Origin of the sequence: Microbacterium sp. ZW CA_36 (assembly GCF_044987475.1) — a bacterium.
Lineage (GTDB): Bacteria > Actinomycetota > Actinomycetes > Actinomycetales > Microbacteriaceae > Microbacterium.
The window spans coordinates 1-18173 of the sequence record NZ_JBJDRL010000028.1; the positions used below are offsets into that span (position 1 = coordinate 1).

General features: G+C 65.2%; 16 protein-coding genes and 1 pseudogene. 7 read left to right on the plus strand and 10 right to left on the minus strand.

The features are described from left to right. The 3 genes from ACI3KX_RS12905 to ACI3KX_RS12915 form a co-directional block, all read right to left on the minus strand. Positions 1-1081, minus strand: a 1081-nt coding sequence (locus ACI3KX_RS12905; RefSeq protein ID WP_404909970.1) for a hypothetical protein, incomplete at its 3' end; no start/stop codon positions are given. Then, positions 1078-1614, minus strand: a complete 537-nt coding sequence (locus ACI3KX_RS12910; protein WP_404909971.1) for a hypothetical protein — start codon at positions 1612-1614, stop codon at positions 1078-1080. The genes ACI3KX_RS12910 and ACI3KX_RS12905, both read right to left, overlap by 4 nt. Before the next feature lie 2 nt (positions 1615-1616). Further along, the gene (locus ACI3KX_RS12915; RefSeq protein ID WP_404909972.1) at positions 1617-2264 is read right to left on the minus strand and encodes an AAA family ATPase; all 648 of its coding nucleotides are present in this window, start codon (positions 2262-2264) and stop codon (positions 1617-1619) included. Positions 2265-2400: 136 nt separating this feature from the next. Here ACI3KX_RS12915 and ACI3KX_RS12920 point away from each other — a divergent pair, with 136 nt between their 5' ends. The 3 genes and pseudogenes from ACI3KX_RS12920 to ACI3KX_RS12930 all read left to right on the plus strand — a co-directional run bounded on the left by ACI3KX_RS12920 (position 2401) and on the right by ACI3KX_RS12930 (position 4769). Beyond that, positions 2401-2991, plus strand: coding sequence for a hypothetical protein (locus ACI3KX_RS12920; RefSeq protein ID WP_363355820.1), 591 nt, complete (start codon positions 2401-2403; stop codon positions 2989-2991). A gap of 218 nt (positions 2992-3209) precedes the next feature. Beyond that, positions 3210-4092: pseudogene (locus tag ACI3KX_RS12925) on the plus strand (type IV secretory system conjugative DNA transfer family protein); the annotation flags it as partial. After that, entirely contained in the window at positions 4089-4769 is a 681-nt protein-coding gene (locus tag ACI3KX_RS12930; protein WP_404909973.1) for a DUF4913 domain-containing protein, read from the plus strand. The pseudogene ACI3KX_RS12925 and the gene ACI3KX_RS12930, both read left to right, overlap by 4 nt. A gap of 6 nt (positions 4770-4775) precedes the next feature. Here ACI3KX_RS12930 and ACI3KX_RS12935 read toward each other — a convergent pair whose 3' ends face one another. Beyond that, positions 4776-5087: a hypothetical protein gene (locus ACI3KX_RS12935; RefSeq protein WP_404909974.1), complete on the minus strand. Its 312-nt coding sequence runs from the start codon at positions 5085-5087 to the stop codon at positions 4776-4778. Between the two features lie 392 nt (positions 5088-5479). Between ACI3KX_RS12935 and ACI3KX_RS12940 the strand changes: the two genes are divergently transcribed. Together ACI3KX_RS12940 and ACI3KX_RS12945 are read left to right on the plus strand one after the other, a co-directional pair. Beyond that, a complete protein-coding gene (locus ACI3KX_RS12940) occupies positions 5480-12262 on the plus strand; it encodes a PA14 domain-containing protein (protein ID WP_404909975.1) in 6783 nt (2260 codons plus the stop codon). Then, positions 12259-12972: a hypothetical protein gene (locus tag ACI3KX_RS12945; RefSeq protein WP_404909976.1), complete on the plus strand. Its 714-nt coding sequence runs from the start codon at positions 12259-12261 to the stop codon at positions 12970-12972. The genes ACI3KX_RS12940 and ACI3KX_RS12945 overlap by 4 nt, the downstream gene beginning before the upstream one ends. A 102-nt stretch (positions 12973-13074) precedes the next feature. Here the strand turns inward: ACI3KX_RS12945 and ACI3KX_RS12950 are convergent, their stop codons facing one another. Next, positions 13075-13728, minus strand: coding sequence for a hypothetical protein (locus tag ACI3KX_RS12950; protein ID WP_404909977.1), 654 nt, complete (start codon positions 13726-13728; stop codon positions 13075-13077). 220 nt (positions 13729-13948) lie between these two features. On the opposite strand from ACI3KX_RS12950, the gene ACI3KX_RS12955 reads away from it, so the two are divergent. Then, a complete protein-coding gene (locus ACI3KX_RS12955) occupies positions 13949-14467 on the plus strand; it encodes a hypothetical protein (protein WP_404909978.1) in 519 nt (172 codons plus the stop codon). Positions 14468-14578: 111 nt separating this feature from the next. Here the strand turns inward: ACI3KX_RS12955 and ACI3KX_RS12960 are convergent, their stop codons facing one another. The 3 genes from ACI3KX_RS12960 to ACI3KX_RS12970 form a co-directional block, all read right to left on the minus strand. Beyond that, positions 14579-14950 carry a hypothetical protein gene (locus ACI3KX_RS12960; protein ID WP_404909979.1) on the minus strand — a complete coding sequence of 124 codons (372 nt, stop codon included), beginning with the start codon at positions 14948-14950 and terminating at the stop codon, positions 14579-14581. Positions 14951-15043: 93 nt separating this feature from the next. Further along, a complete protein-coding gene (locus tag ACI3KX_RS12965; protein ID WP_404909980.1) occupies positions 15044-15625 on the minus strand; it encodes an RNA polymerase sigma factor in 582 nt (193 codons plus the stop codon). 15 nt (positions 15626-15640) lie between these two features. Beyond that, positions 15641-15922, minus strand: coding sequence for a hypothetical protein (locus tag ACI3KX_RS12970; RefSeq protein WP_404909981.1), 282 nt, complete (start codon positions 15920-15922; stop codon positions 15641-15643). A gap of 535 nt (positions 15923-16457) precedes the next feature. Between ACI3KX_RS12970 and ACI3KX_RS12975 the strand changes: the two genes are divergently transcribed. Further along, positions 16458-16694 carry a hypothetical protein gene (locus tag ACI3KX_RS12975; protein WP_404909982.1) on the plus strand — a complete coding sequence of 79 codons (237 nt, stop codon included), beginning with the start codon at positions 16458-16460 and terminating at the stop codon, positions 16692-16694. A 186-nt stretch (positions 16695-16880) separates the two neighbouring features. Here ACI3KX_RS12975 and ACI3KX_RS12980 read toward each other — a convergent pair whose 3' ends face one another. Together ACI3KX_RS12980 and ACI3KX_RS12985 are read right to left on the minus strand one after the other, a co-directional pair. Further along, positions 16881-17156 carry a hypothetical protein gene (locus ACI3KX_RS12980; RefSeq protein WP_404909983.1) on the minus strand — a complete coding sequence of 92 codons (276 nt, stop codon included), beginning with the start codon at positions 17154-17156 and terminating at the stop codon, positions 16881-16883. Beyond that, a complete protein-coding gene (locus ACI3KX_RS12985) occupies positions 17153-18112 on the minus strand; it encodes a DUF418 domain-containing protein (protein WP_404910008.1) in 960 nt (319 codons plus the stop codon). Before ACI3KX_RS12985 ends, ACI3KX_RS12980 begins: the two co-directional genes overlap by 4 nt. Between the last annotated feature and the right edge of the window lie 61 nt (positions 18113-18173).

The following is an 18173-nucleotide window of genomic DNA, read 5'->3' on the forward strand; positions in this document are numbered from 1 at the left end:
GACGTTCGTTGACCTGTCTGCCGATCGCGTCAAGGCGGGCTTCTTCGAGGGCGGTGCGCTCTGCGAGCCGCGAGGCGCGCTGCTGCTCGGCGAGGTGGCGGCGTGCCTCGGAGACGCGGCGCCGGTCGGCGTAGCTGAAGTCGGTGGCGAGGGCGTGCTCGATGCGTGCCCGCTTGTTGTCGCGTTCGAACGCGGCCACCAACTCCACCGGAGTCGGCAGCAGACCCTCGACGGTCGCAGCGAGGGCGAGCCGGATCGCGGCGATCTCCTCCCGCGATCGTGGCCGCCGGAAGAAGTCGTCCGCGGCGGCGTCGTTCGCGCGGCGCTCCGCCGCCGGGGTGGTGTGGAGGCGGCGCGGCGGCAGACCCGCCTCGAGACGTCGCTTCTCCCGTTCCTTCCAGGCGCGGTTGCGTGCCAAGATCTCCTCCTTGTGCGACGCGTAGTACGCGCGTTTCTGCGCCTTCAGTTGCTCCGCGTGGGTGGCGTAGTAGGCACGGTTCGCGGCACGATGCACCTCCGGGTCCTCCTGCCGGCGGGCGCGGAGCTTCGCGTTGTACTCGTCCTTGTGCGCGTCCCACCAACGCCGCCGGCTCGCTCCCCGCGCCGCGCGATACGCGACCGGGTCCTCGGCAAGCTTGCGGGCACGCCACTGCCGCGTGTACTCGTGGTGCTCCGCCTTGTGCGCCTCGTAGTACTTCTTCGACGCCGCCCGCTTCGCCTGCCGCCGCCGCCGCTCCTGCGTCTGACGGGCCTGGTATCCGCGCATGTACTCGCGGTTCTTCGCCCGCACCTCCTCGCGGTGCTCCGCGTTGTACGCGGCACGGTACGCGCGCACATGCTCGGGATTGCGTTCCCGCCACGCCCGCTGCACCTCCCCGACACGCTCCGGATGCCGTTCCCGATACGCCCGCCGCTGCTCCCGCTCCTTCTCACGGTCACGCTCACGACGCCGCGCACGAGACGCGCGCCGCCTCTCCCGCCGCCGTTCCGCGACGAGCTCCCGGTACGTACCCCAGAGATCGTCGTCACTGTCCCACTCCGCATCCTCGGGGGCGTCGGGCTGATCGTCGCCGCGGCTCATCGGTCGCTTCCCAGGACGAGGACGCGCACATCGGCAGCCGACCTCCCCGGCTCCCGAACGGCGACATCACCGGAGTGCGCGGCAACCGGGCCGCCGGAGTCGGGGATACCGGTAGTCCGGGACTGTGGCAGTTCCGCCCTCTCGAAGCGCGGAAGCCCGAGACTCCCGTCGTCTGTCACTTCCGGTGTGCCGGAGTTGCGGAGTGCGGAAGTCCCGAAGTCGCTCAGTTCGGAAGTGACGGAGTCGCGCAGCTCGTCCTCGGTGGAGCCCCGCAGCTCGTCGGCGTGCGCGAGCAGCAGGTCGATGGCGACGCGGATGAGGGTGTTCTCGGTGATCCGCTCTGCCTTCGCCGGGCGGCGGCGCATCAGCGTCTTCGCCAACGCGGTGAGTGCGGCATCCTGCTCCGCCCGCACCCGGGCGTCCTTGCGGATGAGCCGTGCGAACTTCGCCAACCCACGGTCCTCGACAGGGGTTTCCGCCTCGACGCGGGCGCGGGCATCGTCCAGCTTGCCGGCGAGGTCGACCCTGCCCATGCTCACCACCGCCCACTCAGAGCTGGCGCGAACTGCTGCGTCATCTCCAACCCGACACGGGTGACGTCGGAGATGGTGCCGGTGGTGCGGCGGTTGTCGCGGAGCGTGGTCACCAGGTCGCCCAGCACCGGCGCGTCGGCCTGCGTCTTGTACTGCCGAAAGTACGCCGCGAACCGTGGCACACCCCACGTCGTGTCGAGCAGGTCCCGCCAGGTGTCCAGTTGCGACGGGATACGCGCGTCGATCCGGTTCAGCAGCACCGCGTGCCGCAACTGTCGGGGCTCGACCAGCCGGTGAATCGTCCGCAGCGTCGGCTCCACCGCAAGCGGCTCCGGCGTGAGCGGGACCACGACGAAGTCCGCCGCGTTCAGCGCCGTCTCCAGCACCGGGGCGTCTTCCAGGTTGCCGGGGGTATCCACGAGCACGAAGTCGTACTCCACCCGCAACTCACGGAGCCGGGTGAGCACGCTCGGGTGCTGGTTGCCGGCGAAGTCGAACGGCAGCCGATCCCGCACGTTCTCCGCCCACCACACCGTCGACTGCTGCCGATCCACATCCACCACCAGCACCCGGTGCCGGCGCGACAACGCCGCACCCAGCTGCATCGTGACGGTGGTCTTGCCGACACCGCCCTTCTGATTCGCGATCACGATGACCCTCATGTCAGTCCTCCGAACTGCCGAAGTTGCGGATCTGAGAATTTCATTGACATTAGTACACGCCTAAGTCGTATAGTCAGTCAAGAGCAATCTGCGGAACGCAGGAGCGGTAAGGCAAACTAAGGGGGTGAAGGTCGACGTGAAGACACTCGACGGCAAGACGATGACGTCCCAGGACGCCACGCAGTCAGTCGGGACCGCCCTGCGCATCGCGCCCGGTTTCGTCGCCACCGCGGCAGACGAGACGACAGGCGTCGAGACCACCATCGAGGCGCACTACAGCCCCGACCGCGGTAGATACGTCATCACGACGATCCTCAACCGGGCAATCGCCGAGGACTTCAACGAGGACCGCCTCAAGCACGCGGCGCCGCAAGCGATCCTGCAAGTCGCGATCCCCCACTGCATCTCACTGCAACTGGATGACAACCCCGACGCCAAGTGGACAACGGTCGCAGACCTGACCACCACCGAGGGCCGGATCATCCCACCATGGATGGCGCAGGCCGTCGTCAAGCGCGGCATGAAGGACGAGCGGTGGGAAGTGATCGAGATCCTCTACGGCACCGCAGCGCTCGCGGACCTCCCGCCCGTGAAGCTCATCGCACTCGAACTCGAGGTGCCGGAACGCACCGCCTCGGACTGGATCCAGAAGGCGCGCGCCGCCGGTTGGCTGGTCGGCATGACGTCTAACGTCGGCCGTCCCGCCAATGGCTGAACCACTACCCAGCACTCTCGTGTCTGTCGATCATGTGACAGCGGCCGCGATCGTCGGCCTGAGTCCGTCGCGCCTCCGTCACCATGTGCGGCTGGGGGATGTGACTCCACACTTCACGGGGACGAAGCCGCTCTACCTCATCTCCGAGCTTGAGCGATTCGTTGAGCGGTTGCCGACCCATCCGGAGCACCTCCCGACGACGTGATCTCGCCCCGCGACGCCGGCACGGCTTCAACCTCACCGCCGACCAGGTGCGCGGCGTCGTCACCGCGCCTGAGAAGCAGCGCGGCGGCATCTATGGCACCGCCCAGCAGATGGCGTCGTGCCTCACCAACCGGCAGGTCGCGGCGTGGGTGAATCCGCAGGGGAGCGGACCGGCGCCCGCACTTCGACCCTGCCGCGTTCGTACGCGAGGGCGGCACGCTGTACTCACTCTCAAAGGAGGGGCGCGGGACCGCCGGCCCTCTGGTCACCGCCCTCACAGTGGCGGTTGTGGAAGCCGCCGAGGAGCTAGCCGCCGGCTCGGCGGGTGGCCGCCTGACGGTGCCGCTCGTCGGCGTGCTCGACGAGGCCGCGAACGTGTGCCGCTGGCGAGAGCTGCCGAACCTGTACAGCCACTACGGCTCGCGCGGGATCATCCTCATGACGATCCTGCAGTCCTGGTCGCAGGGCGTCGACGTGTGGGGCGAGTCCGGCATGCGCAAGCTGTGGTCGGCGTCCAATGTGAAGGTCTACGGCGGCGGCGTCTCAGAGGATGGGTTCCTCGACAGTCTGTCAAAGCTCATCGGCGACTACGACCGGCAAGCGTCCTCCGTCTCGACCGGGCGCGGTCACCGCACCGTCAGCCAGCAGCCCCACCGTGAACGCATCCTCGACGTCGCAGACCTCGCGGCCCTCCCCAAGGGACGAGCCGTGGTGTTGTCGTCCGGGAACCGGCCGACGCTGGTCCGGACGCTGCCGTGGATGACCGGGGAGCACGCTGACCAGGTGAAGGCCTCGATCGCAGCGCACGATCCGCAGGCGGGCCGGACCATCACGGAGGCTGAGGAGTCGGTGCGCGCTGTGGAGCGCGTCGAGAGCGAACGGGAGGCCGCGTCATGAGCGACTGGGGCGACGAGGGCAACGGGATCGAGGCTGAGCCGTTCGACGTCGACGAGTCCACCGCGACTGGGGAGCCCGGCCGGCTGCTCGGCGTGGATATCCAGGAGTTCGCGCGATCCGTCGCCGGTCCGGCGCTGCATCAGGTGGTGCAGAAGGCCGTTACCGCCGCGGTGAGGGACGCCATGCAGGGCGCCGTCGACGAGGCGCTAGACCCGACCGTGCTCGAGGAGCTGCATGCGCAGGCCGCGACCGCGGCCGCACGCGCCGTGAGCGACGAGCTCGCGGCCCTCGACGCCGACCCGGAGCCCGTCGATGAGCCCACGCTGTACTACGGTTCCGTCGACGAGTTCGTGCGGGAGTACCTGGTGAACGCCTACCGTCGCCGTGTCGACGGGCAGCGCACCATGTGGGCAGCGGACTGGTGGAAGTACGACGAGGCGGTGATCCGCCTCGAAGCGCTCTGGCGGTCATGGGAAGAGCTGCGCCTAAATCCGGCGACCGGCATGAGCGTGTGGTGGCGCGACCACGCCGATCACCACATGAGCATCCTGCTCTCTGCCGACGGCCCATTCGCCGCCGCCGGCGAAGGCGGCCCCGACCGACCCAACACCAACGAGAAGGGCCAGCCGCTGCCGTACACGGCACCGCCCGCCGGCATGTTCCCCGACGTCCGCTAACTCAAATCAACGGCGACGAACCGCGGCCGCGTAGACCCAGAGGTGGCTCGGGCTCGTGGTGTGCGGCGGCGTCCATCGGATCAGGACCGCGCCCTCCGTCCACGCGATCGCCTCAGCGTCAATCAGCTGCGCCTCGTCGTACACGACGCGGTGCGGCACCCATGCGGTCACCGGAACGGGCTCGCGTGCTTCCTGCCGCCGGCCGGTGCTCTCCACCTGGTCGACGGTCAGCCCGACCGGCTTCGGTCGCCGCGCGTCGATGTTCGCCGCGTGCTCAAGATTCGGGCCGATGAGGTCGTAGCGCCGCACCTCTCCCATACCGAAAGTGTAGACTTTTTGTACGAATCTGGTCGGTCAAAGTTTCGCCCAAGATCGTGATTATGTACACCATGGTAATGGCTCGCGGCGCATCGCCACAACTGTGCCCCGGCCGCCGCCACACTCCGGGTCGTCGCTGCGCGGACAGGATGGCTACGTTGATAGTTGTTCTGCCAACTGTGTGTAGAGGTGTCAGGAATAGCCCTATTCCGACAATGAACCTGTCAAGCGCGCGCGTATGGCGACGCGTTACACAGTTGTGATTCTGGGGAGACCGCTATCCCTTTAGGGTCGTGGCTAGTGACAACGGACCCGTGGGGGCGACCGTCGTCTTGGTTTGGGGAAGGGCGTCGATGTCTCGACTTAGCCGGTCTGCTGTCCTGGCGGTTCTGGTGGCGGTGGTGCTGGTGGTCACACCGGTGTCGCCTGCGCTCGCGGATGTTCTCTCGGAACGGGGGAGCGTGGAGGCGTTGCGCCCTCCGGTGGCGTTGCCGGTGCCTGATAACGGAGAGTTGACTGGCGCCCAGGTGGAGGCGCTGGGGCTCCCGGTTGAAGCGAGCGAAGACGCAACGCCGCCCGATGGGGGGGATGCCGCGAAGCTGGTGGTGGTGCCGGATGCTGCTTCAGTGGAGCTTCCGCCGGCGGATCCGACGGGGATGCCGGTCAAGGCAGCGACCGAGAGCGAACTGGACACGGATGATCTCACGGCGGTTCGCCGCGGCGAGCAGTGGACGATTTTCCGCCGCGATGACGGGTCGGTAGTGCGTAGGGTCTCGCCGGAGCCGGAGAACTACCTCAATGACGAGAACCGGTGGGTGCCCATCTCCACGGAGGTGACCGCGACGGCGGATGGTTTCGAGGTGCAGGATCACCCTTTGGAACCGCAGTTCGCGGAGAAGGCGAACGCCGACGAGGCCGTGGCGGTCACCGACGCCGGTCATGAGGTCACTCTTACCCCGATCGGTCTGGCCGGGTCTGCCGGCAAAGAGCTCACCGGCGACCGGGATGGCGTCCGGTACGCGAACGTGCAGCCGAACACCGACCTCGAATATGAGATCGAAGCCACCCAGGTGAAGGAAACGCTGATCCTCCGCGATCTTCCCGAAGGCGCTGCCGAGTGGACCTGGGAACTCAACCCGGGAACATTGACGCCGGTGCTGGATGAGACTGGCGCGGTGCTGCTGAACGACGCCACCGGTGCGACGATCGTCGCGATCCCCACGCCAATCGCGTGGGATTCGTCCGGCGTTGAAGGGGAATCGTCCGACGTCACCATCAACCCGAACGCGGCGCTGACGCAGGGCGCTGATGGGAATTGGCGGTACACGCTGACGATCGATTCGCAGTGGTTGGAAGCGTCTGAGCGCGTCTTTCCCGTCTACGTCGACCCAACCTTGGCGACCGGGGCGAATTGGCTTAAGTCCTACAAGTCCGACGGGGTTGTGTACAACGGGCAAGGGCACACCGGCAACACCCGTCAGTCAGGCACGAACGTGTACTGGCGCGCAATCACCGGCTACCCGTACGATGCAGCGCCCGGCCAGTTCATTGGCAATGCGTCGCTGCGATACATCTACGCCGGCGAAGGCAACCCGGACACGCTCCCGCTCTGGGTGAACTGGGCAGCCTGCAACACCCAATACAACTGTGTGGGCCAAGACATCGGCAGCTTCAATCTGGGCGCGGGCGACGCGTGGACTGCGGGCAATAACAACACCGCACTGGCGCAGCTGCTCGCAACACAGTTCGCCGCCGGCGACACCGGTGTGATGCTCATCACCCGCGGCTCCGAGGGAAGCGCCTACACGCACAAGCGGATCAACAGCGAATTGTACGTGGACTACTGGGGCTGGCCGTCTGTGTGGCTCGAGAACGGCACCGGCACACCTGTAAACGGCACCACTAACGCCTCAACGACCCCCACGCTGCGATGGAACGGCACAGAGTCCGCACCCGACTACGACATCAAGAACTACCTGATCGAGGTATCCGCGAACGCGAACATGTCCGCACCGGTGTGGACCGGCGGTTGGACCACCGCGACCAACGCGACCGTGCCAGAAGGCATCCTGCAGCAGGGAACGAAGTACTACTGGCGGGTCCGGATCCAAGACGCCCACCACGGCTGGCTCGGACAGTCCACCGAACGGCTCAGCGGAGTGTGGTCATTCACCACCACCCTCGCCCCGCCAACCCCGCCGGTGGCGACGGCGACACCAGGAAACATCGACCAGCCTGAGGTTGTCACCACGCTGACGCCGACGTTGCAGGTTGACGCGGTCACCGATCCGGACAACAACCCGGCGGGCGCGACTATCACGTACGAGTTCAAGATCGCGACCGGCATGGACGGGAAGTCCGGTGCTGTCTACACATCCGCCCCTCTCACGGCCGGTGCTGATGGGAAGGTGCGCTGGGCGGTCCCGTCCAATGTGTTGCGTGACGGGGGAGTGTACGCGTGGGTGGTGCAACCCAGCGACGGGGTGAACAAGAACGCCAACCCGGCTTGGTCGAAGAAGATCAAGGTCGACCTGCGGCTCGGTGCGACGGGCCCTTCCCCGTTCGATACCGCCGGACCGGTGACGGTGAACCTTGCTAACGGCAACGCGAACCTGTCGTTCTCGTCACCGACGGTGAGCACGTTGGGTGGCCCGATGGGGATGTCTTTCAGCTACAACTCCCAGCAGCCGGCAAACACCAACCGGGGCCTGGTGGGCTGGTACTACAACGGGCTGGACAGCCTCGGTAACCCGCCGACCGCGCCAGCCGGGTACGCCTTCGCCGGCAAGCAGCCTCTTCAGGTGCGTACCGACGAGACCGTCGGATTCAACTGGGGGAGCGGGTCGCCTGGGACAGGCGTCCCCAGCGACTACTTCATGGCCAAATGGGTTGGCTTCATTAAGGTGCCTCACCAGTCCACCGGGTGGCGGTTCGGGCTCCGGCACGATGACGGCGTGGTGCTGTCGGTGAATGGCAGCAAGCTGATCGACAAGTGGCAGAACGTCCACACCGAATCCTGGAGTGGGAACACGACCCTGACCGGCGCGACGGTTCCGATTCAGCTCGAGTACTACGAGAACGCGGGCGACGCGATGGTGGAGTTGCTGGTCGACGACGTCAACGATGCCGAGCCGGCCAAGATCGTCCCCAAAGAGTGGTTGTATACCACCCCCACGGTGCTTCCCGATGGCTGGGCAGCGTCCGTGCCGATCGCCGGCGCCGCGTCGAACTGGGCGTTGGCAACCCGGGAGCAGTCCGCCGTGGTGCTCACTGACATCACCGGCCGCACGCACACTTACACCCGCACGTCCACCGGCGGGTACACCGCGCCGGCGGGGGAGTACGGCATCGTCTCCTTGGATGGGGACGGTCGCGTGGTGCTCACCGAAGAGGATGGGACCGTCTACCAGTTCGACCGCAACGGCAGGCTCGAGTCCGCCACGCCGGTCGCGGACGGGCTTAAACCGGCCGCACCGCAGCTGATCTACAACAATGGTGTGGTCACCGAGATCGTCGACCCGGTCTCCAAGAACGGCTCCACCTACGATCGCAAAGTCACGCTGGTGTACCAGAACGCGGAGTTGAACGCCTGCCCCGCTCTGCCCACAGTCTACGAGCCGGCGCCCGTGGGCATGCTGTGCCAGATCAGGTACCCCGACTCCGGCACCGACATCAACAAGATGACCACGCTGTACTACTCGGGTGGGCAGCTCTGGATCATCGAGGACCCGGGCGGGGAGCGGACCTGGTTCGGGTGGACAGGCACCGAGCTCACCAGCTTGCGCGACTCCACCACAATCGACTATCTGCTGAGCCTCCCCGAACCCACCGGATATGCTCCGCCCACCATCGACCTCACATACGAGAACGGGAGGGTCAAGGAGGTCACCCTTCCTGCCGCCGATGGATCGGAGAACGGCGCCCGTCTGACGAAGGAGTACGCGTACACCCCGGCACAGGGTGGTCAGCCTGGGTCCACGACGGTCACCAACCCGGCTGTGACCGGGGCAACTTCCACAGTCTCCTATGACGGCACGTGGCGGCAATTGCGGACTACGAGCGCCCTGGGAGTGTGGAGCGAGCAGACCTGGCATCCCACGAAGGACCTGCCGCTACGCACCACCACCTCGGCAGGCATCGTCACCACCAGCGTCTACGACGCGGAGACCGACCGCCCAACCCACTCCTACGGGCCAGCCCCTGCGGCCTGCTTCACCGCCGCGGGGACCCCCGTCGCGAACCCGGTCGAAGCACCTGGGTGCGGAATCATGCCCTCCCACACCGCCACCACCTACGACGCGAACCTGGTCGGCCTGCAAGCCAGCTACTACGGTAACCAGACGCTGTCCGGGAAGCCCGCGAAGTTTGCGCTGGGAACCGCCAACCCTGATGGCCGCGTCGACGACTTCTGGGCTGAAAGCCCGGGTGCTCCGATCCCCGCAGACAATTGGTCGCTTCGGTTGACCGGTCTGCTCACCTTCCCCAGCACCGGCACTTACACTCTGCAGGCCACCAGCGACGATGGCGTGCGCGTCTGGCTGGATGACGTGAACCAGATAGACAGGTGGGTCCCACAGTCACCCACCGCCACGCAAAGCCCCGCGATCGTTGTCAATGACCCGGGCGACCTAACCCGCCGGGTCCGCGTCGAGTACTTCGAACAGGCAGGCGGCGCCACCCTGAAACTGGAGTGGAAGAAGTCCACTGACGCCGCGTACACCGTGATCCCTGGCACCGCGCTGCGTCCCGACTATGGGCTTACCAGCACTACCACCACGGACGACAGCACCACCACCGCGGGGGCAGTCGCGCCGTCCGTGGCCGCCGCGTTCACTTACCAGCACCCGTGGCTTGGCCAGGCCACCGAATCCACCGTTGACCCGACCGGGCTCGCTCTGAAGACCAGAATTAGTTACGAGCAGCCCGGCGACAGTGGCTCATGGCTGCGCCGCAAGTCCCGCACCATGCCCGCTGGCACCACGGCCGTCACGACCAGCGCCTACTACACCGACCTAGAGACCCCGCCTGTCGGGCAGAACTGTGTGCCCGCCAGCACCAAGCAGTTCGGGGCGCTGAAATCCAGTACCGGCCCCACACCCGCATCCGGCGGAGCGGTCGTCACCGAATACGTCTACGACTTGTGGGGGCGCCTCGCCGGCACAAAGGTCTCCGGCGATGCCGGGTGGTCATGCACCGGTTACGACATTCGGGGCCGTACCACAAGCCAATCCATCGCGGGCCCCACCGGGACGGCCCTCCAGACCGCAACGACCAGGTACACACCCATCGCCGCTGGCTTGAAGGTGGAGACCTTCTCCGGGACAGAGCCCGCTGCGGGTGACGGCAGCACCGTTACCACTGTCACCGACCTGCTCGGCAGAGTCGTATCCAGCACGGACGCATGGGGGACAGTCAGCACCACCACATACGAGCCGACCACTGGCCGCGTCGCGAGCACGGCGACCGCGGTCGCCGGGCAGAGTCCGTCCACCGCATACTTCACGTACGACCTGGACGGCAAGCTGCTCAGCTACAAGCTCAACACCGTGGTGCTGGCAGCGGTCACCTACAACGCGCAACAACTGCTGCAATCGGTCACCTACAACGGCGGAGCCACCCTCGCCTCCATCACCCGCGACCAAGCGCTGCGCACCATCGGACAGCAATGGACCGTCGGCACCGAAACCGTGATGGACAACGCGGCCAGATCACAGTCCGGCCGCATCGTGCAACACAGCCTCACACGAGGCGCCACCACCCACACCGCAACCTACGGTTACGACACCGCAGGACGGCTGGTCAACGCCAAAATACCGGGACATGACCTCACGTATGCCTTCGCCAGCAGCGGGGGATGTGGAGTCAACACCGCCGCGGGAGCTTCCGGAAACCGCACCGGAATGACCGACGTCTACACTCCGGCCGGTGCGCCGATGCCGAACGCGACGACGACAACGCAGTACTGCTACGACTGGGCCGACCGGCTCACGAGCACCAACGTCAGCAACCCCACAGCCGGTGCAAACACGGTCAGTGACGGAGTCGCCCCCGCAGATATTGCGTACGATGCGCGCGGGAACGTCACGCGCCTGGCCGACATGACCTTCGGCTACGACGCCGCGAACCGGCACATCAGCACCACTTACGCTGACGGCTCCACGGTGGCCATCGTCCGTGACGTCACGGGCCGGATTAGCTCCCGCACCGTCGACCCCGCCGGAACCGCCCCCGCTGTCACCACCAAGTACATGTACGCCGGTGCCGGGGACACGCCATGGGCGCAGGTCGTCGGCACATCCATGACCCGCACCATGGTCCTGCCGGGCGGCGTGTCATGGACCAAGGTGGGCACCACCACCCTCACCTTGTCAATCCCCAACCTGCTCGGACACACCGTCCTCACTCGCACGGGCACCACCAACAGTGCGACACAACTGTGGGACCCGTTCGGTCAACCACTCGACCCCGCCACACTCGCCATCGGCACCACCACCGCCGACGACAGCGGCCAGCTAAACACCAACACCGGCTGGCACCAAAGCGCACTCAAGGCAGCCGAATCCGTTGGTCCCACCGCGGTGGTCGAGATGGGTGCGCGCCTTTACGTTCCTGCACTCGGCCGATTCCTCCAAGTCGACCCGGTCGAAGGAGGCGTCGACAACGACTACGTCTGGCCCACCGACCCCATCGGCGCCGCTGACCTCGACGGACAGGCAGCTCAAGTTGTCTTGGCGGGCATCGCTGCAGTGCTGTTGAGCCCGACATTCTGGCTGGGCGTCGCGGCCGCGGCCGGTGCTGTGATCGTCGTAGCGGCGGCCGTTTACGCAGTGCAGAACATTGTGCGCAGCGCAGTTCGGGTTGAACCTGTCGCCGTTCCGCGACCAAGCGGCAGCCGTTACCGAGAATCTCAGAGCTATAGCGTGTACCGAATTTCCACTGTGGTCGGAGGCGAAGTCTGGAAGTATGGCATCACCAGCGCCAAGCCTCTAGCTAGTAGGCCCACCTCGCAGCTTCGCGCATGTGCGGCGTACTTTAGCCAGAGTTGTACATATAGCTGGGTCGCTCAAAATGTTAAGGGCTTCAACAATGCGCGACGAATCGAATATCTTCACATCCGTGCCTACAGAGTCAAGTACGGTTCCTGCCCTCCCGGCCAACGACTGAGCTGTCGATGACAGGCCTTACTGGTTCGGCCCTAAGGAAGACAGAACGCGTCGTTGCAGCCCAGGGATTCGATGCCCGAACGTTCGCCGGCGGGCGGACGCTGCGTCTGGTCCTGCCTGTGTCGAACCGCGGCCGCACGGGCTACAAACAGTTGTTCATCGCAAATCTCGTCGGCCGCAGCGCTACAGACGCGTACCTCGTAGCGGGGCTCCCTTCCGCCCTCCTGGTGGATGACTGCCCGTTTGACGCGCCTCCTCAGGTGGGTCCCGCAAGAGTCAGCGCCCGTCATATCCGCATGACGGACGAGAGCGAGGCGCTGGAGTATCTGGCCCTAGCGGTTGACTCACGCCTTGTCGTGTCGCTCGACAACCTGGAGGCGCCGCCTGCATATCCAGGACCGTTTTCGGTGGCTACCCAGGATGTTGCGGCCGGCTTACAACCCAGCCTCGGTGTCACTCTGTTCGGGGCACGACTGCTGTGTGCACGGCCAGCTGCTGTGGTGGAAGAGGTCTACTCCGTGATGGCGACGAGTCGGGAGGAGGCCGCCGCGATTGTTCTTCGACAAGCCATCGAGCGGACTGACTGCGGAGCACAGATGAGTATTGAGGTTGAGGATACGCATTTTGACCGCGCCTACGACAACAACACTCTTCTTATCCTCGAGCACCGCTCTGCGCTCGCGATCGCAGATTTCATGCGGCAACAGAGGCTTGCGGACTGACCTCAATGGGCCAGACGGTGCATCGATGCCTTCGAGACCCGTCGACCCACTGATATGCCTGGTCAGACGACTTATTCTGACCCGCTGATAATGAACCTTATGTCAACTCATGTTGACGGGGCGCAGTATCACTCCTTCGTTCGCGGCCGCACCGGGATTGCAGGTTGATGCTGCCAGGATCGGCACGGTGAACCCGGGACCGCCAGGGTATGCGATGTCGAGTTCATCGCCGGCGGCGCGGACCGAGGCTGTGCCGCTGGAGAACGGCATGCCATAGTCGTCAGCCCAATACTCGTGCACCTTGATCGTATGGATGCCGTCACGGACGCCCACGAAGTTGCCGACGCCCGCAAACCGCTCGATCGCAACGTACCCCGTCGAGCAACCGGCGACCTGGATAGGAATCACCTTGGTTGCAGTGGCGGGGAGCACGAGAAGGGCGAGGATCAGCAGCAGGCCCGCTCCCACGGTGCTGGGGATCGCGACGATCAACCACCAGTTGCTGGACGATGCGTTCCACAGCAGGACCCCGAAGGCAACGACCGCGACCATGCCAGAAACGAGCGCGATCTGGAAACCGGTGACATTTCCGATCAACAGCAGAGTCGTCGACGACTCGGCCGCGACCGCACTGAACATCGCCAGGGGGACGCAAACGAGAAGAGCGATACAGGCGGAGCAGAGCAGCACTTTCTGCCTGGTGATTCGAGGCGCTGGCGTCGCCTCGGCGACGAGAAGTTCCTCGAAATCGGTCACGCTTACAGTGTGTCGACTCTCCAGTGGTCACGCCTGAGAAGCGGGCGAGAGTTCTGAAACAAAAGCTGGGTCGCTCGGAGGTTCCGTTAGTGGCGAATCCTGCCCGCCACCACCGCGCTGCGTTGGTCTCGCCGGGCTCGAGGTCGGTAGTCTCACAGAGAGTTCCGACGCCCAGCGCGTCGATTCCGCAAACTCGTCGAACGGACACAGCGAGATGACAGTGACACACTCCCGACGGAAGCGCTTCCTGGCTGATTTGTCGCGCGCGTCGGCGCTTCGGGACTCGCGCGCTGTGGTCGGAGCCATTGTCCTTGCAAGTGCGCTGACGCTCACTGGTTGCGGCGCGGCCGACGACCCCGCCATCGGGAGCGCGCCGACCCCGACGGAACCCGAGCGCGTCGCTGTCACCGACAAGGAAACTTGCGCGGGAATCGGCGACATCGCGGCGATCACGTTCAACACCGACATGGCGGTGTTCCAGGGCAGGATGACGACTGAAGAGCAGCAGAACTGGTATCGAATGGCGACGCGCGTGCTCGACCGAGTGCCAACTTCAGGCGCCGGTTCGGTGAGTGAGGCCGTCACCAATCTGCAGACCGAGTTCCCACCAATTGCACCAGGGGGCATGGGCGCGACGCCGATCGGAACCGACAAGTGGGACACCGCATATTCTGCGGTCTTCGATTCCTGCGAGGAGGCTGGTTTCACGATCGAGACCTGGGGCTTCACTGGCGGATAGCTCGAGGTGGTGACCTCGCGACTTCGGGATCGGGACCCATCGAGTGAGGATCAAGCGGTTGCGCTCCATCGCCGGTCAGTCTCTGCCGACGAAGCACTCCCCGCGTTTTGACTAGCCCGTAGTCGACCCAAAGGGGGTGTACGCGCCAACGCTGGGCAGCCAGAGCCACAGCGCAACGAGCGTGACGATCGAACCGCTGCAGAGCACGGCCCCGACGACCCCAAGCCCAATGGCGGCGCCACGTCGCCGTGCGCCCTTCGAAGCGTTCCTCCCGTCGACAATCGAGGAAACGGACATCGCGAGTCCCATGAGTGCCACGGCCGCTCCGATAGCGAACGCATACCCGAAGAGATAGCTCGGCCCCGCGATCGCGATGGGGGTAAACGCGAATGCGACCGTCGCTGCAGCTGCCACTAGCAGGGACGCCGGCGCAAGAAGACTGCCGGTGAGCCCAACGCTGATCCTCACCGATCCGCTTGTCATGGCCACAGCGTACCCAAACTCGCCGGTCGAGAATCCGCCGGGACAGCACTCGAACTTCCGCTAGGTGCGGATCTCGCAGCTAGCGAGAACAGCTCACACTCCCCTGGTGGGCTGTGGGACATGGGTAGCTCCCGTTTCCGGTGGTCCAAGGTGCGCGAGCTTAGCCGTGAGCCGCTGTTTCGCGCGGGAATAGCGGGTGCGAGCGCTCGATGGGTTGAGACCCATGACGCGGGCTGCCTGCGCGATGCTGAACCCATCCCACTGGACCAGAATCAGCAGTTCACGAGAACGCCCGTCGAGCGCATATAGAGCGTCGCGTACCTCCTGGGCCCTCAGCTTCGTCTCGATGATGACGTCTGGCGTGTCGACCGGAGTGCGCTCGAGCAGCTCAGCTCTCAGCGTGTCTGCGAGAGCGAGCTGAGCGACGCCACGTCGACGGTAGTTGCGCAGCACATTGCGGGCGACGCCGAAGCACCACATCCGCGCATCCTCCCCGACCGCAGGTACCTTGGCGGCGTGCTCCCACAGCGTGAGCAAGATCTTGCCTAGAAGATCGGCGGCGTCTTCGGGGTTGAGGGTGCGGCGCTGCAAGTAGTGCAGCAGGTCTTCGCCGTTGTCGTCGACGACGATCTCGATCCAGTCGCGCAGTTCTGGTGGCGTGGGACGTCGGCTCATCACCGCAGCTGCCCCCTACAGTCCGACGTCGAGCCAGCCGAACCGCTTTGCTGTTGCTCGCATTGCGTTGTTCATTTGTTCGGACTCAAGCTGCTTCTCAAGCTCGTTCGCCGGCCAGTCCTTTAGCTGCGCGATAACGACCACGCCCGCTCGCATAGTCTCGACCGGACGCCCAAGAGCTCGAGCCGCAGCCCTCGCTGCGGCACGCCATTCACCCGCGAAAGCCTCATCCGTCGTCCGCAGCTCCGAGTGCCCTTGGCGCTTCAAATCCCGGCGGATGTCCTCTTCTAGGCCCATCCCGGCACCCTACCCAAGCGTGCATCGCACGGCTGGTGCAGCACACCTCGCGCCGCCACTCCGAGCGGCTGCCACTCCGAGCGGCTGCCACTCCCCCGGCCGACTAAGCACCACAGGCGTCGGGCCCGATAGTCGCGATTATGTCCGATTTCGGTTGACTGACACTCCCATACCGCCCGGAGGAAGGAACCGGCATGGTCGACTGGCAGCCGATCATGGCCGCCATGGAGGGCACGACCGGCGTCTGGCGGATGGTCGATCCGATGGGCCTGGAGTAACGGCCGCATCGAGCTGCGGCGAGTAGTGAACGGCGCCGAGTTGCGGTACCAAAAGCGGCGTGGCGATGTGCTCGGCTGGTCGACGATGCTCCGCGATGCATGCCCAGCCGTCCATAACGCGTTTGTGAGCGCGCACAGGCATGCCGGCGGCTCGGCCGGAGACTGGGGCAAGGGCACCGGCAACGGCAACGGCTCGCGCTTATAAACCAGATGAAGACGCCCGTCGTGTCGCGTCAGGACGCGCGTACAGTGGCGCCATGCCTGGGGTCACAGTCGTTTTCTGGGCGCTCCTCGTGGGTGAACTTCACCGAACCGAGACAGAGCACGTTCCCGCCACGGGAGACACCGTCACCCTGCCTGGGCAACTCGGCTCCGGGACGGTGATCCAGCGTGACTTCGCGTCCACCCTCGACGGGGGTACGGAACTGATGATCCAGCTAGAGCTGCAATCGCCCACGGCGCTCAACCGGCGTTTCCGTGGCCGCAACCGCTGATCGCACCATCGCCGCTGATCGGGCGGAGTGCGGCGGGAGGTTCCCGTGGCCCGTGACCGCTCATTGCTCGACCGCCGGTAGCTCAGCAAGCTGCTTGTCGATCTCATCGACGCGCTCAACAACGAAGGCACCCTGGTGACCCACGGATCACCAGGGTGCCTTCGCTATCGCAGCAGTCGCGGTCTGCTACATTCCTCCGCCACCGCTACCAGGGATCCGCCACTCTTCGCGCGGACACTGATTGACCCCATTGAACGCGCCATACCGCTGGTATTTCACGCCGTTGATGTACTTGAAGGTGTTGTTCCAACCAAGCTTGACGACGCACGCGTCGGGGTTAAACGTCGCCGGAGCAATTGTCACTGCTGCGGTTGCCGGGGCGACCGGCCCGAGCAATAGTGCCAGGCCAAGCGTTGCCGAAGCGAGGACAGCGGGCGTTTTTCGGAGGAGTGATGATCTCATCTGGAGAAGGTAACAGGAAGCTTCTCGGTTTGTGACGTCATCCACCGAGCAAACTGTTCAATCGGTCCTCGCACGAAAAACCACCTCCACACGACGGCGAATAGTACACATGCAAGAAGGACGAAGACGAAAGATGTCCAACCTTGAAGGCCAGCGATTCCTGAAGCTTCCACGATCAGTGATATAAGCAGCACGTGCAGCACGTACACCGAAAGCGGCATGCTACCAATACTTATCGCAAGCACTGCAACCCTTCGGCTCGCCCCGGTGACTTGTTTCAGAGCGGCAATGAGCACCCATATTAGGGCTGCTCCCATGGCGCCCGCGCTGATCCCGGTGATAGCGATTGACAACTCTGGTGTGTATGTGACGACCATCGGGGCAGCCACCGCTGTTCCGATGGCGATGACGAAGGCCGCGAGGGCAAGGGGGAGGGTTTTTCGTGGCGTCAGCAGCCCGCTGCGTTGCATCCAAAGTCCGAAGAGGATGTAGGCCATCCAGATCGCCGCCGGGTATTGGCCGACGAACGACCAGGTGGCGATCAGCTGGAGGACCGTGGGTATGGTGACTCCGTCTATCAAGCCGATGAACGCAGTCACAAGGAACGGCCCGAGGATTGCAAGGCCCACGCTGGTGCCAAGCAGGACGCCTCTCGAAACGAACAGCATCGGGAGGGTCAGCAAGAAGAAGAAGCCGTAGTAGTCGAGGATGACGATCACCCCGGTCCCCCACAGTGTCAGGATCAGACCGAGGGCGATGAGTAGTACGGCGCGGATGCTTATGGAACGGCGGGCGGCCGATCGACTTGCGGCAGATTCGCTACTCATGGAGAGGATCCCCAGCGATATGCCATCGAGTAGCGCAAATAGAAGCTGCGGACGCTGATCGCTGATCGTCGCATCGAGGATGGGCAAGGTCGCGATAGTGGACTGCGGGAGTGTGTGGAGCGTGATCATGCCGATCACTGCCAGGCTCCGCGCAGCGTCGATGCCGAGTATGCGCGTCATTTCGCGGCGG